Raw genomic sequence first — 17,006 nt, 5'->3', positions numbered from 1 at the left:
CCAAAAAAATCAACCATGCCCATTCAGGCTGCCGGCCTGGTCATATTCGCTCAATTATCGTGGCGATGCCTTGACCGACACCGATGCACATCGCAGCCAAGCCGTAACGTACCTCTCGGCGCTCCATCTCATTGAGCAGTGTCGTTAATATCCGAGCCCCGCTGCACCCGAGCGGATGGCCAATCGCAATCGCCCCGCCGTTCACATTCACCCGAACCGGGTCGATATTCAACTCCCGCATGCTGGCAATTGCCTGTGCAGCAAATGCTTCATTCAGCTCGAACAGATCAATGTCCTCGATACTCAGTCCAGCCTGCTGAAGCGCTTTGCGCGCGGCCGGCACGGGGCCGATTCCCATCACGGACGGATCGACGCCAGCAGATGCAGCAGCAACCACGCGGGCGCGTGGGCGAAGTCCGAGCGAATGGGCGGCCTCCTGTTCCATAATGAGCAGCGCCGCTGCCCCGTCGTTCAGTCCCGACGAGTTCCCGGCCGTCACAGTTCCCCCTTGCTTGAAGGCCGGCTTCAACTTCTGCAACTGCTCCAGCGTCGTCTCAGGACGAGGATGTTCATCCTGCTCGATCTTCATGATCTGGCCCTTGCGCCCGGTCACCTCCACCGGAACAAGCTCGGCTGCAAACTTCCCCGCTGCTTGGGCTTCAGCATACTTCCGTTGGCTGGAGAGCGCAAACTCATCCTGCGCCTCCCGGCTTACGCCGTATTGCTCCGCCACATTCTCCGCCGTCTCCCCTAGACTGATGGGAGGATAGAGAGTGGCCAGCTTGTCATTGGTCATCCTCCAGCCCAAAGTCGTGTCGAAGATCTGCTGGTGCCCACGCTGAAAAGCGGCCTCCGGCTTCATCATCACATAAGGTGCCCGCGTCATGCTCTCCGTCCCGGCGGCAATATACATATGTCCCGCCCCTGCCATAATGGCATAGGCGCTTTGCTGAACGGCCTCCATGCCAGATCCGCATAGGCGATTTACCGTCACGCCCGGCACCTCGACCGGCATTCCAGCCAGCAGCAGCGACATGCGCGCCACATTGCGGCAGTCCTCCCCCGCCTGATTCGCACAGCCGACAATAACGCCGTCTACCCGATCAGGGGCGACCGGATTCCGCTCCAACAGGCTGCGAATAACGATCGCGCCCAGATCATCGGCGCGCACATCCTTGAGCGCTCCGCCGTAGCGTCCGATCGGCGTACGTATCGCATCAATAATTACGGGTGTTGCCATCTTGTTCCCCCCCAATATCATAGGAATAGAAGCCTTGGCCGCTGCGGGAGCCAAACCGGCCTGCCAACACGAGCTTGCGCAGAAGCGGAGCTGGGCGATACCGTTCTTCACCCAGATCGCGGTGGAGACCGCTCAGAACCGCCAGCACATCATCCAGCCCGATTCTGTCTGCCCATTCAAGTGGACCGTACGGATAACCGGTTCCCAGCTTCATAGCCGTATCGATATCCGTAGCGGAAGCCGTCCCTTCCATTAGAGCGAAGGCGGCTTCATTTACGATTAAGGCGAGAATGCGCGGGAAGACAAGTCCCGCCTCATCCTGCACAATGTCTACCTGTTTACCCAAAGAGAGGAACAGCTCCTCCACACTATGAAGGGTTTCCTTTGATGTCTGCAAGGCAGGAGCCACTTCAATCAACTCGCGTTCTTCCAGGGGTGCGAGCGTTCCGAAGCCGCATATTCGCTTCGGTTGAGATGCCCAGGATGCGATCTCAGTGGCAGAGAGAGCTAACGAGGTAGCCGCGATTGGTATTTCCGGCGGCAATAGCCGATCCATTTTCACGATATTCGCCTGTTTTTCAACCACATCATCATTGGTTACTTCCATACCGTATCGAACCGAGGAGAGGGCATCCCTGCACTCCTCCGACTCTGCCAAGGAAATAATCTGATATCCGCTTCGTTCTAGCAGCACATGAAGGCCTTCGCGCAGCGGGCCGTTTCCATCCAACAGGATCGCGTTATTGGTCATATGAATAAAACCCCTCTCCTGTCTTCCTGCCTAAGCTTCCTGCCTGCACCATGCGCTGCTGTATCCGGCTCGGCTTGAAGCGGCTCTCATGATTGAACCGGGTATAGACCGATTCCGTTGTCGCCAGATTCACGTCGAGACCAATTAGATCCTGCAGCTCGAACGGCCCCATTTTGAAACCGCCAGCCTGCTTCATAATGCGATCAATCTGCTCCGGTTTAGCCACCCGGTCGCTTATGATGCGCAGCGCTTCATTATAATAAGGTCGGGCGACGCGGTTGACGATAAATCCGGGCGAGTCCTCCGCCAACACAGGCACCTTGCCCAGCTCCTCCGCAAACCTGCGGGCGGCAGCGACGCAGGCATCTGCCGACTTGTGGCCGCGGATGATTTCCACAAGCGGCATAACCGGCGCAGGGTTGAAGAAATGAAAGCCTATGATGCGCTCCGGATGAGGCAAGCCTGCTGCAAGTTCCGTAATGGAAAGGGAGGACGTATTGCTCAGCAGCAGCACATCACTGCTGCAAAGCTCTGTTAAGCGGGCGAACACAGAGCGCTTCAACTCCAGATTCTCGGGGATCGCCTCGATGACGATCGAGCATGAGCTTAATGCTGCCATGTCCTGCACTAACTCAATAAGATTATGTGTCGACCGTTTCTCTTCCGCCGAGATTTTCCCCTTCGCAACATCCTTCGACAGAACCGAACCGATATAGGCCTGCGCAGCCTCCAGCACCTCTGGCTTAATATCCTGCAATCGAACACGGCGACCCCGCCGAGCGCATACGAGCGCAATCCCCGCTCCCATTGTGCCAGCACCAATAATACCGACCGTGCCGGGGCTTCCTCCGGAAACATAGTCTTCCATCGGCTATACCCCCTTGAACATAGGCGGCCGCTTCTCTAGAAAAGCCTGCATGCCTTCCCGGTGATCCTGCGTGCGTCCGGCGATCTCCTGGGCATATGCCTCCTGCTCCAGTGTCTCCGCCAGCCCCTTTTCCAGTCCCCGGTTCATTGTCTGCTTCATCAACCAGATCGCCCGCGTCGGAAGCTGAGCTAGCTTGGCTGCAAGCTCAGCTGCTTCCTCGTCCAGCCGTTCGGCAGAGCATACGCGATTAACCAAGCCAATCCGATGCGCCTCCTTCGCCGTAACGCGATCCCGAATCGTGGCAATTTCTATCGCCTTGGCCAAGCCGACAAGACGCGGCAGGAAGTAGCATCCCCCTGAATCGGGAACAAGCCCTATATTAATGAATGCACTGACAAAATAAGCCCGCTCAGACATCACACGCATATCACAAGCAAGGGCGAGGCTCATCCCTGCTCCTGCCGCTACGCCGTTCACAGCCGCGATAACCGGCAGCTCCGTGTTGCGAATTTGCAAAATGAGCGGATTGTAGCGCGAACGCAGCATGTCGCCGTGGTTTGCAGCTCCGTCCTGCCCGACCACACCGCCGGCACCTGGCACATCGCCCAGATCCTGCCCTGCGTTGAATGCTTTGCCCGCTCCGGTCAGGACAATACAGCGCGCCGCAGCATCTTTGCCTGCTTGACGGAACGCATCAATTATCTCGGCGATCATCTTCCCGGTGAAGGCGTTGTACTTATCCGGCCGATTCATCGTGATCCGGGCTACGCCTGCTGATACTTCGTACAGAATCGTCTCATACACAGCCATGATTCCTCCTATCTGCCCTTGAATTGGGGACTTCGCTTCTCTTGAAAAGCAAGCATGCCTTCCTTCTGATCCTCGCTCGCGAACAACAGATGGAAACATTGCCGCTCAAAATCAAGACCTTCGGCCAGTGAAAGATCCTGCGCCTTGCGAACGGCCTGCTTAATAAGGGAAACAGCCAGAGGCGGCTGGTCGGCAATGCGCCGCGCAAGCTTCAGCGCTTCCTCCAAATAAAGCTCAACTGGAGCTACCTTGTTAATTAGACCACAGCGAAGAGCCTCTTCCGCGAGCATCGTATCCCCGGTCAGCAGCAGTTCCATCGCCTTGCGCTGCCCCACTGCCCTGGTCAACCGCTGCGTTCCTCCAGCACCGGGCATAACACCAATGCGAATTTCCGGCTGCCCGAAGCGCGCCGTATCCGAGGCAACAATAAGATCACAGTTCATCATCAGCTCACAGCCTCCGCCGAGCACATATCCGCTCACAGCGGCGATGATCGGTTTAGTGATGCCGCCGATGCGATCCCAGACATCGAACTGTCGCTTCAACAGCAGCGAAACAGCGGATTCATCCGCCATTTCCCTAATATCCGCTCCTGCGGCGAAGGCCTTATCATTCCCTGTAATAACAAGCACCTTCACAGCATCGTCCCGATCCATTCGTTCCAGTTCAGCCACAAGCTCCTGCATCAGCTCGCGATTCAAAGCATTCAACACGTCTGGCCGATTCAGGGTAAGCACACCTACAGCACCGTCCACCGACACGGTCACATTACTACTGCCCATCTTCGTCATCCCGCCCCCACTCCTTCACTTTCTTCAACGTCTGCCGCTCGCTTGCGGTTATCGACAACGCGTACTGCTTTTCCCTCGCTGCGCGCAATCGAATCCGGCTCATTCACATGCAGTAAAACAGAGACACCGAGCGAGCATTTGATCGCCTTGCCGATCTCCTTTACCAGTTCGGCAACCTCCTGGCTTTCCAGAACGCTGCCTACCCGACTCCAGAATTCCGGCGTAATCTCGCAATGAATCTCGAAGCGGTCAAGTGCATTGTCCCGCTCAATGACGACTTGATAATGGGGCGCAAGTTGGGAGAAGTTAAGCAGCACAGCCTCAAGCTCGGTTGGGTAAACGTTGACGCCGCGTATAATCAGCATGTCATCTACTCTTCCTTTAATCCGGGACATCCGCATCGTCGTGCGGCCACATTTGCAGGTACCCGGGTGAAGCGACGCAATATCGCCCGTCCGGTAGCGGATGACTGGGAATGCTTCCTTGGTCAGTGAAGTAAACACCAGCTCGCCTTCCTGCCCGTACGGCAGCGGTTCACCCGTCTCGCGATCGACCACCTCCGCCAGAAAATGATCTTCGGCAATATGCAGACCATCCTGCGCTTCCTGACACTCGATAGCGATACCTGGCCCAAGCACCTCACTCAATCCATAAATATCAATCGCCTTAATTCCAAGAGCATCCTCTAGATGGCGGCGCATTTCCTCCGACCAAGGCTCCGCGCCAAAAATGCCGTACTCGATGCTCGTTGCCCGCGTATCAATGCCCTGCTTGCGCATTTCCTCCACCAGATTCAAAATATAGGACGGTGTACCTGACAAGCCGCGCGGCTTGAAATCCTGAATAAGCGTAATCTGGCGCGGTGTATTCCCTCCTGACACAGGTACAGCGACCGCGCCTAGACACTCGATGCCATAATGCAGGCCCAATCCTCCTGTGAACAAGCCATACCCATACGCGTTGTGAAAAATATCGCCGGGCCGACCACCTGCGCAGCAAATGGCGCGTGCAACAATTTCAGCCCAAGCTTCAATATCTTGCTTCGTGTACCCCACAACGATCGGCTTGCCTCTCGTGCCGGATGAACCATGGATACGTACAACTTCGCTCATCTCGGTCGCGAACAATCCGAACGGATAATAATCGCGCAGATCGGATTTCTTCATGAACGGCAGGCGGCGGATATCCTCCAAACTGCGAATGTCCTCCGGATCAAGGCCCGCCCGATCTAACGCAGCACGATGAAAAGGTACTCGGTCATATGCCCGCTTGACGGCGTGGCGGAGTCTCTCCAGTTGGAGCACCCGCATCCGTTCATGCGGCATCGTTTCCATTTCGACATTGAATATCACGCGCTACCCTCCTACACCCCACGGAAGACAGGCTTTCGTTTGTCCGCAAAGGCTTCTAATGCCTCTGCCCGATCCTTCGTCGGGATAATCATCTCATAGGCTTGTGCCTCAACCTCTAGTCCGGAGTACAAACCAACATGGCTGCCCCAGTTTATGGCGTATTTGGCCTGATAGACCGCGAGCGGCGCATTAGATGCAATCTCATTCGCCAAATCAAGCGTCATTGTGTGGAGCTGCTCTGCGTCATCGGCTATTCCGTTCAGCAATCCGTATTGCAGCGCATCTTGGGCGTTCATTTTCCGCGCAGTCAGGATGAGCTCCTTCGCCCGCGCTGGCCCGATAAGCCGCGGCAGCCGCTGCGTTCCACCTGCACCGGGAATGATGCCCAGACTCACCTCGGTAAGTCCCATACGGGCATCCCGAACAGCTAAGCGCAAATCGCAGGCCAGCATTAATTCGAAACCGCCGCCGAACGCATATCCGTTCACTGCTGCAATCGTCGGCTGCGGAAGCTCCTCCATGGCGGTGAACACATCCTGGATCGCACGCACGTTGCGTCTCACCTGTTGTTCATTCAGCGTGCGCCGTTCCTTTAGATCAGCCCCTGCGCTGAAGGCTCGGCCCGCGCCCGTCACGATAACGACACGAATCTGATGACGATCCTCCCGGATTTCCGCGACGATTTCTCCCAGGCGCACCAGCGTTTCATAATTGAGGGCATTTAAGTCGGCAGGCCGATTCAGCGTAATGACGGCAACATGATCGTGGCGATCCAGCTTCACTGACTGTACCGTCTCTTGCTCCTGAAGCATACCTTGAACTTGTACCTGGTCTTGCACCTGTTCATGTCCCTGATTCAGATTTTGCTGATTCAGACCCTGTTCTTGATCCTGCACCGGTACCTCACTTTGCACCGACGCCTTGCTCAATCTCTGCTCCTGCATCTCCATCGATTCGTTCAGCCCCCTCTTTTCCGCTGATCCGTCTGCTCGACAACCTACTCCATCGCCTTATTCCTGCTTCGTGGACGGCAATTCCGTGCCTTGTTCCCCTCGATTAGGACTGACGCGCGCGTATGTCCCCAAAGCGACAGCGACAAGCTTCCCATCGCAGGTAATGCGCGCGTCCATCACAATTAAATTGCGCCCGCGCTTCAGCACCCGAGACTCCGCAACAAGAAGTTCGCCGATGGACGGAGACAAATAATTGATCTTGCTCTCCACGGTTACACACTGCTGCACCCCGTCAATCGGGGGTGCAGCCGCATGGCCCATGGCAGCGTCAGCCAACGTGTTCGTCACGCCGCCATGCACGAAGCCTTCGATGCTGTTATGAAGATCAGGGTGGGTATGCAATTGCATAACACATCCATCTTCATCCAGCCGAACGATCTCGATTCCAAGCAAATCATTAAACCGGTTGCGATGCGTCGGCTTGCTCACTCATGAACCTCCGCCATATGCATGGATACCAATTTGCCGGCAAACCCCATCAAATCCTTGCCGGACGCCTTGCCCTCAGCGGATGACAGGGCTGCCTTCAAGGCCTCTTTCGATTCAAAATACATCTCGCAAATCAGGTGCAAATCGCTATCCCCCATTGGCGTTCCATAAATCGTTCCCACTTCCATCTTCACGAGTCCAGGCATTTTTGCTGCCAATGGAGAATGGGTATTAAAATAATGCTCGTTGAACGCCTCGACATCCTCAGGCTTGCGGTAGATCGCGATTAATTTGACCATGAATAAATCCTCCCTTATCTCTCAATATTCATTCATTACATCTATCAAAACGATGATTACAACCCGAACGAAACAAATTTCGTTTCCAAAAATGCATCCATTCCGTAGCGTCCGCCCTCCAGGCCAAGTCCGCTTTCCTTCCAGCCTCCGAATGGCGCCTGAGTCTGTGTTGGTGAACCATCATTAATACCTACGATGCCGTATTCCAAAGCCTCCGCCAGACGGAAACAGCGGCTGCTGTCACGCGTATAGGCATAGGCAGCCAAGCCATATGATGTGTCGTTCGCCATTTGGATAACATCCGTTTCATCCGTGAAGGTCATCATCGGCACAACTGGGCCGAATGTTTCCTCGGCAGCAATCTCCATTTCCTTAGTTACGCCCGTAATGACGGTCGGCTCGCAATAGAAGCCTTTGCCGTATTCCCCCTCCATCAAGCGCTTGCCGCCGAAAACAACTTTCCCGCCTTTGTCCTGTGCATCCTGAATATGGCGCAGCACTTTATCAAGCGCCCGTTGGTTAACGAGCGGGCCAATTTCGGTCTCTTTGCTGCGTCCGTCGCCAACCTTCGCCTTGCTCAGCCGTTCGATCAGCTTGGTGCTGAATGCCTCTGCCACAGACTCGTGCACATACAGGCGATTCGTACAGATGCACATTTGTCCTGAATTGCGGAACTTGCTCTCGAACAGCCCCGCAACCGCCGCATCCAAGTCGGCATCCTCGAACACAATAAACGGCGCATGGCCGCCCAATTCCAGACTGACCCGCTTCACATGCTTGGCCGCCCCTTCCATCAACAGCTTGCCGACGTGCGTCGAGCCGGTGAAGGCAATTTTGCGAACCTTTGGATTGTCGAGCAGCTCCTGGCCCACTGTCTCCGGCTGGCCGATGACCAGATTAGCGACACCGGCTGGGAAACCGGCTTGTGCGATCAGCTCGAATAACTTAATTGCGCTTAGCGGCGTGCTCTCGGCTGGCTTCAAAACGACCGTGCACCCTGCGGCGAGCGCGGGCGCAATCTTCCGCGCGACCATATTAACCGGGAAGTTCCATGGTGTGATCGCTCCGACGACGCCGACCGGGTGGCGGCTGACCATAATCCGCTTGTTCGGCACAGAGGATGGAACCGTCTCGCCATACACCCGCTTCGCTTCCTCTGCATACCACATGAAGTTGTCGGCAGCCCCCAGCACCTCGCCTTTGGCCTCACGCAGCGGCTTACCCATCTCCGCCGAGATGATGCCCGCCAGTTCATCACGATGGCTGCGCACCAATTCATATAGTTGGTACAAATATTTTGAACGCTCACGGGCGGTCAAGCGAGACCAGCCTGGGAATGCCTGATGAGCCGCATCGATGGCCGCTCTTGCGTCCAAATGATCACCATAGCTTACCGTCCCTACCTCTTCTCCAGTTGCTGGATTAACGACACGGAGCATACCGCCGCCTTGTGCTTGCGTCCATTCTCCGTTGATGAACATCGACTTCAATTCAACAGTCTGCATGCTTTTTTCCATCGTAATCGGATACCCTCCCTCTGCCTCTGCGGCTTATACCGCTCCAGAGGCGGCGCAAATGTGCGCAATCGTTTTCCTTGCCTTCCTTGTCGCTGCCTGTAAAAAAATTACTTGTTCAACCTTTACAGAGCCTTGTAACACCATACAAAAAAGCAGTGCAACAAACCAAACGTCTAACAACATCACAATCCCGCTATGAACTACAGGCATTAATCCTTAAAACCTTAAAGCCTTAGAGCACTAAAGATTAAGCATTAAGCACTAAAGATTAAGCATTAAGCATTAAACACTAAGCACTAGAGCATTAAAGGCATTACGAACCATACAAGCCTAGCCTTACAACACTTTCAAAGCTTCGAACGGATTTTTGCAGTGCCTGCAGTATAAAATGCTGCGGCAAGCCGCCGGACCGAACATATTGTCCATGCGTGTGTACGGAGAATCGCAGTAGGGGCACCGCACCTTCCACTCTTCGCCCGGCGTACAACCGCGCGGCGGTGCAACAATGCCGAATGAACGCAGCTTCTCCCGGCCTTCGTCGCTAATCCGATCCGAGATCCAGGCTGGTTCCCGCAGGAAGTGGACGATCCCCTCGCGCACTTCCTCGATGGAAAGCAGCTTCTCCTGAATTTCGCTCCTCATCAATTCCAGAGCAGGACAGCCAATGAAGGTCGGCAGTACCTCCACCTCAACCACGCTCTCGTCTACAACTACCCTGTGAATCATCCCCATCTCGATCATGCTGATAACGGGGATTTCTGGATCCTTGACCTCCTGCAGCAGTGCCCAAATTCGTTCCTCAAGCCCCGTTGGCATCTGCCGCATCATCTGCGTCACGATGAACCGCCTCCTTTACCAGCTGGCCGCCGGGTCAATCCGGTACACCTCCGACAAGATGGCGACGACTTGCTGCAAATCGTCGGTATGCTGCCCGTCGCGTCCAGTCCTGACAGGAATAATCCAGTCTCCTGGCCATGCGAGCCCACTCGCTTCGAACAAGCTCTGCGCCGAAGTCTTCCAGCGCCGTGCCAATTCATCGCCACCTATGCTCAGACCGAAGCGTACGATCGCCTCCTCCTCGCTGCCTAGGGGGAACAGGCTTCCTATATCGCTCCACGCCTGGGCTACGGCCGCAATCAATCGGGAACGCGCCTCGTTCGTGCCGCCTGCCAGCCGCGTGAACCAGGAGCGCCAATACCGGCTGTGATACTGATGCTCGCGCAGCATTTTGCTGGCCTCCTGCCTTAGCGGCACATACGAAGAATGGGTCAACACTTCCAGACGGATTTCTTTGAATATGCCGTATAGGCTGCAGCGGGCAATCGCGAACGCCCAGTCGTAATGCGGCTCATTCGCATACTCGCCTGGTCCATTCGGTCGCTCGAGCAGTATGGCATTGCGGAAAGCCTCCGGGCTGCGCAAATGCGCCAGGTCATCCGCCTTGCCAGCTCCCAACTCCTCCAGCATCTCGTATAGCATCGCTGCATGCCCCATCATGTCCTGCGCCATCGAGGAGAAAGCGACATCTTCTTCGATGTGAGGGGCCAGCCCAAGCCATTCCGATCCCCGGTATGCCAAAATATAGTCATCGTCTGCAATCTGCAGCAAGAGCTCCTGCAGCGCCCGAGTATAATCCGGGCGGCGCTTGGCCTCTTCCGCCGCCGCTACTTCGATATGCTCCGACATTTCACCCCTCCTTCTGTGCTGCGATATCCACCTTGCTCTCATACTCTTCCTTGTGGCGCCGCCACCTCGATTGGATGTCGCCATATCCCTTTGTTTCGCGGTAGCTTTTGTTGTCCAGTCGTTCGAGGCTCTCGCGTTCCTCCGGTGTCAGTCCGTGAATATCATCGCGCTTCACAACCCAGATGTTGATGCAGGGCTCGCGGCGCATGAAGTTCTCCCGCGCCATCAGGAGCGCGGCTTCCGGGTTAGGCGCCAACAAGCTGAACTGGTGCACGAAGCCGGCAGACGGGCTCTTTTGGCTGAATACCTCATAGACGGCAAATTTCTCTTTCCGTTCGCTGCTCATATCGCCCCTCCTCCAGCCGCATAGGATGTACGGGGCGGAGGCGCCACCATCGCTTCCCGCACCCATTCCGCCTCTTCGTAGGACGTTTTCCGGAGCCGCAGCCGCTGTGCCGAGCAAGGTCCGTTCCCACGCACAATTTGTACAAAGAGATCCCAATCGGGCTGCTGGTAATGCCAGACGCCCTCCGCTTCGTCGTAACGAATCGTGTCGTCCGGAAGCGTCAAGCCCAAATGATAAATCCGGTTCACATATTTATGGAAAAAGGCCTGCCGCAGCTCCTCGTTCGTCTGCGTGCGAATCTTGTAACGCATGTTCATCTGCTGGTTGCTGGACACGGTTCCGCCTTCTGGCGGGCCAAAGAACATCAGCAAGGAAGGCCACCAGCGGTTTACGGCCTCCTGCAGCATCCGGCGCTGCGCTGGCGTTCCTTCGGCCAGCTCCAGTACGATGCTCTCGCCGTGCTGAGCATGGAATTTCTCTTCCGCGCATATGCGCTGGAGCGCGCGGGCATATGGCGCGTAGGATGTCTCCAGCGACATGGACTGGGTAATGATTGCCGCACCGTCAACAAGCCAGGCGATGACGCCTGCATCTGCCCATGTGGGCGCCTCCATATGGAACACGTTGTGGAATTTCAGCTTTCCTGAGAACAGATTGCGCAGCAGATCCTCACGAGTCTGGCCAAGCGGCGCCATTAGATCCTCCGCGACCCGCAGCAGCAGCTGTCCATGTCCCATCTCATCCTGCACCTTGGCCATAATCGCCAGTTTGCGGCGCAGCGTCGGCGCCTTCGGAACCCATTCCTTCTCCGGAAGCGCCCCCATTATTTCACTAACGCCATGCATCGATATCAGCTTAATTAACTGGTTGCGGTAATCGTCTGGCATCCAATCGTCCGCTTCAATCTTGTCGCCCCGGTCAATTCGGTTCAGAAAATGCGCCAAACGCTCGTCGTCCAGCGATCCATCCTGGCCCTTCCGATTACTCATCTTCCAGCCTCCTCTCGTTCACAATGTGTATGGCATGCCCCAAAGCGGCGGCGGCGGCTTCCAGCCAGCCTTCACTAAGCGTCGGGTGCGGATGCACCGTCATAGCCACATCCTCCGCTCTCGCAGCCATTTCGAGGGCGAGGACCCCCTGGCCAATCAAGCTGCCGGCATCCGCCCCCACCGCATGCATGCCCAACAGCAAGCCGGTTTCCTCTTCGACGACTACTTCCGCAAAACCGTCTGTCTTCCCAGCCGCCAATGCGTATCCGTTGGCACGGAAAGGAAAGCGGCCCGTCTTCACCTTAATGCCCTGCCGCTCGGCTTCCGCCCGCGTCAGTCCCACTCCGGCAATTTGCGGGTCAGAAAAAATAACGTACGGCACATACGGCGAGTCGAAAGCACTCGGCAATCCGCCGATCACCTCCGCGGCGACCGTGCCCTGCCTCGCGGCGCGATGAGCAAGAGCAGGCCCCGGCGTAATATCACCAATGGCGAAAATGTGGCGCACATTGGTTCGGCATTCCGCATCGACCGGAACATAGCCGCGCTCATCCATTCGTACCCCGGCCTGACTGAGACCGAGTCCTTCTGTGTTCGGCATGCGTCCGACCGTCACAAGCACCTTGTCGCAGCGGACGCTCTCCTCCCCTTGCTGTCTCGATTCGAGTCGCAGCTCGACATCATCGTCATGCTCCATAATCGCGCGCACTTCCGTGCCCGTCTTGATAACCATCCCTAGCTTGCCAGCGCGCCGCTTCACTTCCGCAGCGAGGCTGCCTTCCACAAGGGGGAGAATCCGCTCCTCGCGCTCAATAAGTGTGACGCGGCATCCAAGCTTGGCGAATGCCATGCCCAATTCGATGCCGATATAGCCGCTCCCGATAATGGCTAAACGCTCTGGTATACTGTCCAATTCCAGCGCCCCCGTGGAAGTGAGGATGCGGGAACCACCTGCCGCAGCAAATGCTGGAAGATGCGGCCGCGATCCTGTCGCGATAACCGCCTGCTTGAACTTGTAGGTCTCGAAGCCGGATTCCGTCTCTACCCCGACGCGGTCATCGGACAGGAAGACTGCGCTCCCCTTCACGACCGTAACCCCGTTAGCGGCGCAGAGCTGCGCCACTCCGCTTCCCAGCCTGCCGACAATGCCGGACTTCCACAACTGCCAATCGGACATATTGAAGGAAAGAGCCCCAGGCTCTATCCGCAGTCCCAGCTTGGAAGCCGCTCTGGCTTCGTCATACAATCCGGCCGCATGAATCAGCGCCTTGGATGGAATGCAGCCCGAATGAAGACAAACACCGCCGAGCTCCTCCTTTTCCACCAACACGACCGATTTGCCCAATTGGCCCAGCCGGATCGCTGACGTATAGCCGCCAGGCCCGCCGCCAATGACAACAACATCCGTTTCTACTGCAATTTCACCGACGACCATCTATACCATCTCCGCCCATAATAAGTCAGGCTGCTCCAGCAGCTGCTTGATCCGATTCGTGAATCGAATCGCCTCCGCCCCATCGATAAGCCGATGGTCGAAGGAAAGCGCCATATTCATCATGAGGCGGATAACACCTTCCCCATTGCGAACGACCATGCGCTGCTCCATTTTGTGCAGCGCCAGGATGGCCGCCTCCGGATGGTTAATGATCGGCGTTGCGAGAAGACTGCCAATCGAACCGACATTGCTGATCGTGAAGGTACCTCCGGTAATTTCCTCAAGCTTCAGCTTTCCTTCCCGAGCCCGCTCCGACAGCTGCCCAATCTCTTCTGCCAGCTCAAATACTGTCTTCCGGTCAGCGTCCCGGATAACCGGAACAATTAGACCGTCCGGTGTATCGGTCGCAATCCCGATGTGATAATAGCGCTTCAACACAATTTCCTTCGTCTCGTCATCAAGCGAAGCGTTGAAGAATGGGAATTCCTTAAGCGCGATGACAATTGCCTTGATGAAAAACGGCAAGTATGTCAACTTCACCTGCCGTTCGGCCGCCAGCGGCCGAATCCGCTCACGCAGCGCCTGCAGGGCATCGGCTTCCAGTTCATCCACCTGCGTGACATGCGGGATGATGCTCACTGCCTTAACCAGCCTCTCGGCGATCCTCAAGCGAACGCCGCGCAGCGGAAGCCGTTCCTCGGCACAAGAAGTCGGTGCGGCCCCTTGCAACCTGGCAGCGGCATTCTGCGGCCGGACAACGGAAGCCGTTCGCTCCAGCGCAGGCTGAACCGCATTTTCCCATGTTAGGTCTGCCCCTGCCCCTTCCGCTTCCTTAGTCGTGCCCGCAGCAGCATAGCGCCGTACGTCCTCTTCGGATATCCGCCCGGCGGCTCCGCTTCCCTTCACCTGCTCGATGTCGACATTCAACTGCCTCGCAAGCTGGCGAACATAGGGAGCTGCGCGCACTCTTCCCACAGGTAATTCAGCAGACACCGACGGCGATGCCGCTGCAGACAATGGCAAGGCCTCTGCTGGTGATGGCGAAGGAGCGTTGACAACCGCTGCTACTGAAGCCGCCTGTTCCGCCTTGCCCGCTTCTATCGCAGGAATGCGCCCCTCCGCTTCGAGAAGGAACAATACCTCGCCTACTCGAACTCCAGCGCCCTCGGCGAACATCAGCTTGCGCACTACGCCGGCCGCCGGAGCGGTCAGCTCGGCGTTCACTTTGTCCGTCTGCACCTCGACGATCGGCTGATCGCAGGCCACCCATTCCCCTTCCTTAATGAGCCATTTTCCGATCTCCCCTTCGTGGATGCCTTCTCCTACGTCGGGAAGCTTGAACTCTATCATTCGCGTTCCTCCTCCTGAACGGTCAGAACTGTATCGCTGCAGCGATTCCCTCTCTTACCCGCCCGACCGTCGGAACATAGACATCCTCGAGCGAGAACTGCGGAACTGGCACATCAAAGCCAGTAATTCGCTGAATCGGAGCCCGCAAATACATCAGCGCTTCATCATTGATCAGCGAAACAATTTCTGCTCCGACGCCGGCCGTTTTCTGCGCCTCATGAACAATTATCGCGCGGCCTGTTTTCTTCACGGATGCGGCAATTGCATCCCGATCAAGCGGATACAACGAGCGGAGATCGATGACCTCACAAGACCAGCCCTTCTCCTGCTCCAGCTGCCGCGCCGCTTCAAGCGCCACCCGCATCATGGCCCCCCATGAAATCAGCGTCACATCTGTGCCTTCCCGGACAATGTTCGCCTTCCCTAGCGGAATGCGGTACATCTCTTCCGGCACTTCTGCCTTGAAGGCCCGATAAATCCTTGCCGGTTCCAAAAATACGACCGGATCGGGATCCTCAATGGCGCTAACAAGCAAACCCTTGGCATCGTAAGGATTGCTCGGTACGACCACCTTAAGCCCGGGCGTATGAACGAAGAATGCTTCCACACTCTCCGAATGAAGCTCTGGCCCTCTAATTCCCGCGCCGTAAGGCGTGCGAATAACAAGTGGGACATTGTACTGTCCCCGCGTCCGATATCGCATGCGGGCCGCATGTGTGACGATCTGCTCGAAGCCGGGATAAATGAAGGCCAAAAACTGAATTTCAACGACTGGAATGAAGCCATTCAACGCCAGCCCGATTGCTGAGCCAATAATGCCGGCTTCAGCCAGCGGCGTATCCACAACCCGTTCCTGGCCGTACTTCTCGAACAGTCCTTCCGTTGCCCGAAATACACCGCCGTTGACGCCAATGTCTTCTCCTGTAAGCATGACGCGCTGATCGTCCGCCAGCTTCTGATCGAGCGCTTCATTAATCGCTTGTAATATCGTTACGTTCCGGCTCATGCTTCACCCTGCCTTTCCGCACACAGGCCGCTCTGTTCCCGTTGCTCAGCCACAGGCCACAGCATGTCAGCGTTTACGTGCATGAACATATCTTCAGGCTGGGAATTCGGATAGCTCTCCGCCTCTGCAACCGCGGCCTCGATAAGGCCGCTGATCCGATCCACCAGACGCTCCTCATGCTCCTGGCCCCAAATCCCCCTCTTCACGAGATACCGCTTCAAGCGCTCTATTGGATCGCGCTGCTCCCTCCACTCGGCAGAGAGCCGGGCCTGATCCCGATATTTGCGCGGATCGTCGCTGGTCGTATGCGGCCCGTAACGGAACGTGACTGCCTCGATAAGCGTCGGTCCGCCGCCGTTCAAGCCGCGTTCAAGCGCTTCGCGTACGGTCAGCCAAACGGCGAACACATCGTTACCATCCACTCGAACACCCGGCATGTCGTAAGCAGCCGCGCGCTGGGCGATCGTTCGGGAAGCGGACTGCGCATGGAACGGCACGCTGATGGCGTAGCCGTTATTCTGGCAGAAGAATACAGTAGCCGTCTGATATACCCCGGCAAAATTCAAGGCCTCATGGAAATCTCCCTCTGAGGTTGCCCCTTCGCCGAAGTACACGATGCTCGCCTGCTTCTCACCCTTCAGCTTAGCGGCCCAAGATGTGCCTACGGCATGCGTCAAATGCGTGGCTATCGGCACGCATGGCGGCATAATATGGCGGCCTTCCGGACTGATCGAGCCTTCCATATGGCCCATCCAATAAAGCAGCACCCTGCTGAGCGCCTGCCCATGCGTAATTGCAGCAGCATGATCGCGATAGCTGGGAAACAACCAATCATTGGGGGACAGTGCCAGTGCACTCCCGACCTGCGAGGCTTCCTGCCCCTCATAAGGGGCGTACGTGCCCATTCGGCCCTGCCTTTGCAGGTTGACCGCCTTCCGATCGAACATTCTTGTCAGCATCATGTTCTCGTACATTTTTATTGCCAGATCCTCGTCAATGGCTCCCTCGGTAGGGTGGCGAAGCTCTCCGTCCGGCGCCAGCACCTGATAGGGTTCAAGCACTTGATACGGCTCAAGCAGCCCGCGCATATCTTCATGCCGCATTCTCTTTCCTGCCTTCTCTAT

18 protein-coding genes are annotated in these 17,006 nt (G+C 56.6%); all 18 read right to left on the bottom strand.

What is annotated here, in order from left to right:
- Positions 1 to 40: 40 nt before the first annotated feature.
- On the bottom strand, positions 41 to 1,240 hold the full coding sequence (locus tag M3661_RS03295; protein ID WP_251482315.1) for a thiolase family protein: 1,200 nt from the start codon (positions 1,238 to 1,240) through the stop codon (positions 41 to 43).
- Positions 1,218 to 1,991 (bottom strand): 3-hydroxyacyl-CoA dehydrogenase family protein, encoded by a 774-nt coding sequence (locus M3661_RS03290; protein WP_065293839.1) that lies wholly within the window; start codon positions 1,989 to 1,991, stop codon positions 1,218 to 1,220. The genes M3661_RS03295 and M3661_RS03290 overlap by 23 nt, the downstream gene beginning before the upstream one ends.
- Positions 1,981 to 2,859 (bottom strand): 3-hydroxyacyl-CoA dehydrogenase family protein, encoded by an 879-nt coding sequence (locus M3661_RS03285; RefSeq protein ID WP_065293840.1) that lies wholly within the window; start codon positions 2,857 to 2,859, stop codon positions 1,981 to 1,983. The genes M3661_RS03290 and M3661_RS03285 overlap by 11 nt, the downstream gene beginning before the upstream one ends.
- Positions 2,860 to 2,862: 3 nt before the next feature.
- Positions 2,863 to 3,663 (bottom strand): enoyl-CoA hydratase-related protein, encoded by an 801-nt coding sequence (locus tag M3661_RS03280; protein ID WP_065293846.1) that lies wholly within the window; start codon positions 3,661 to 3,663, stop codon positions 2,863 to 2,865.
- A gap of 14 nt (positions 3,664 to 3,677) precedes the next feature.
- Positions 3,678 to 4,460: an enoyl-CoA hydratase-related protein gene (locus tag M3661_RS03275; RefSeq protein WP_217492520.1), complete on the bottom strand. Its 783-nt coding sequence runs from the start codon at positions 4,458 to 4,460 to the stop codon at positions 3,678 to 3,680.
- Positions 4,457 to 5,812: a phenylacetate--CoA ligase family protein gene (locus tag M3661_RS03270; protein WP_251482312.1), complete on the bottom strand. Its 1,356-nt coding sequence runs from the start codon at positions 5,810 to 5,812 to the stop codon at positions 4,457 to 4,459. The genes M3661_RS03275 and M3661_RS03270 overlap by 4 nt, the downstream gene beginning before the upstream one ends.
- Positions 5,813 to 5,823: 11 nt before the next feature.
- Positions 5,824 to 6,624: an enoyl-CoA hydratase-related protein gene (locus M3661_RS03265; protein WP_251482722.1), complete on the bottom strand. Its 801-nt coding sequence runs from the start codon at positions 6,622 to 6,624 to the stop codon at positions 5,824 to 5,826.
- Between the two features lie 198 nt (positions 6,625 to 6,822).
- Positions 6,823 to 7,254 (bottom strand): PaaI family thioesterase, encoded by a 432-nt coding sequence (locus M3661_RS03260; protein WP_251482309.1) that lies wholly within the window; start codon positions 7,252 to 7,254, stop codon positions 6,823 to 6,825.
- Complete coding sequence (locus tag M3661_RS03255; RefSeq protein WP_065293843.1) at positions 7,251 to 7,553, bottom strand: EthD family reductase; 303 nt, start codon at positions 7,551 to 7,553, stop codon at positions 7,251 to 7,253. The genes M3661_RS03260 and M3661_RS03255 overlap by 4 nt, the downstream gene beginning before the upstream one ends.
- 56 nt (positions 7,554 to 7,609) lie before the next feature.
- Positions 7,610 to 9,070 carry an NAD-dependent succinate-semialdehyde dehydrogenase gene (locus tag M3661_RS03250; protein WP_083189575.1) on the bottom strand — a complete coding sequence of 487 codons (1,461 nt, stop codon included), beginning with the start codon at positions 9,068 to 9,070 and terminating at the stop codon, positions 7,610 to 7,612.
- 336 nt (positions 9,071 to 9,406) lie between these two features.
- Entirely contained in the window at positions 9,407 to 9,907 is a 501-nt protein-coding gene (gene paaD, locus M3661_RS03245) for a 1,2-phenylacetyl-CoA epoxidase subunit PaaD (RefSeq protein ID WP_397376486.1), read from the bottom strand.
- 15 nt (positions 9,908 to 9,922) lie between these two features.
- A complete protein-coding gene (gene paaC / locus M3661_RS03240) occupies positions 9,923 to 10,756 on the bottom strand; it encodes a 1,2-phenylacetyl-CoA epoxidase subunit PaaC (protein WP_251482301.1) in 834 nt (277 codons plus the stop codon).
- Between the two features lies 1 nt (position 10,757).
- Complete coding sequence (paaB, locus tag M3661_RS03235; protein ID WP_065291952.1) at positions 10,758 to 11,102, bottom strand: 1,2-phenylacetyl-CoA epoxidase subunit PaaB; 345 nt, start codon at positions 11,100 to 11,102, stop codon at positions 10,758 to 10,760.
- Complete coding sequence (paaA, locus tag M3661_RS03230) at positions 11,099 to 12,091, bottom strand: 1,2-phenylacetyl-CoA epoxidase subunit PaaA (protein ID WP_251482298.1); 993 nt, start codon at positions 12,089 to 12,091, stop codon at positions 11,099 to 11,101. The genes paaB and paaA overlap by 4 nt, the downstream gene beginning before the upstream one ends.
- Entirely contained in the window at positions 12,084 to 13,526 is a 1,443-nt protein-coding gene (gene lpdA, locus M3661_RS03225) for a dihydrolipoyl dehydrogenase (RefSeq protein WP_251482294.1), read from the bottom strand. The genes paaA and lpdA overlap by 8 nt, the downstream gene beginning before the upstream one ends.
- Positions 13,527 to 14,876 (bottom strand): dihydrolipoamide acetyltransferase family protein, encoded by a 1,350-nt coding sequence (locus tag M3661_RS03220; protein WP_065291955.1) that lies wholly within the window; start codon positions 14,874 to 14,876, stop codon positions 13,527 to 13,529. It lies immediately after the preceding gene.
- Between the two features lie 22 nt (positions 14,877 to 14,898).
- A complete protein-coding gene (locus M3661_RS03215; protein ID WP_065291956.1) occupies positions 14,899 to 15,882 on the bottom strand; it encodes an alpha-ketoacid dehydrogenase subunit beta in 984 nt (327 codons plus the stop codon).
- Positions 15,879 to 16,985, bottom strand: coding sequence for a pyruvate dehydrogenase (acetyl-transferring) E1 component subunit alpha (gene pdhA / locus M3661_RS03210; protein WP_397376489.1), 1,107 nt, complete (start codon positions 16,983 to 16,985; stop codon positions 15,879 to 15,881). The genes M3661_RS03215 and pdhA overlap by 4 nt, the downstream gene beginning before the upstream one ends.
- Positions 16,986 to 17,006 lie beyond the last annotated feature (21 nt).

Origin of the sequence: Paenibacillus sp. MER 180, assembly GCF_023713665.1 — a bacterium.
GTDB lineage: Bacteria > Bacillota > Bacilli > Paenibacillales > Paenibacillaceae > Paenibacillus_B > Paenibacillus_B suaedae.
The sequence above is the reverse complement of the archived record's forward strand: the minus strand, read 5'-3'. Positions and strand labels throughout refer to the sequence as shown.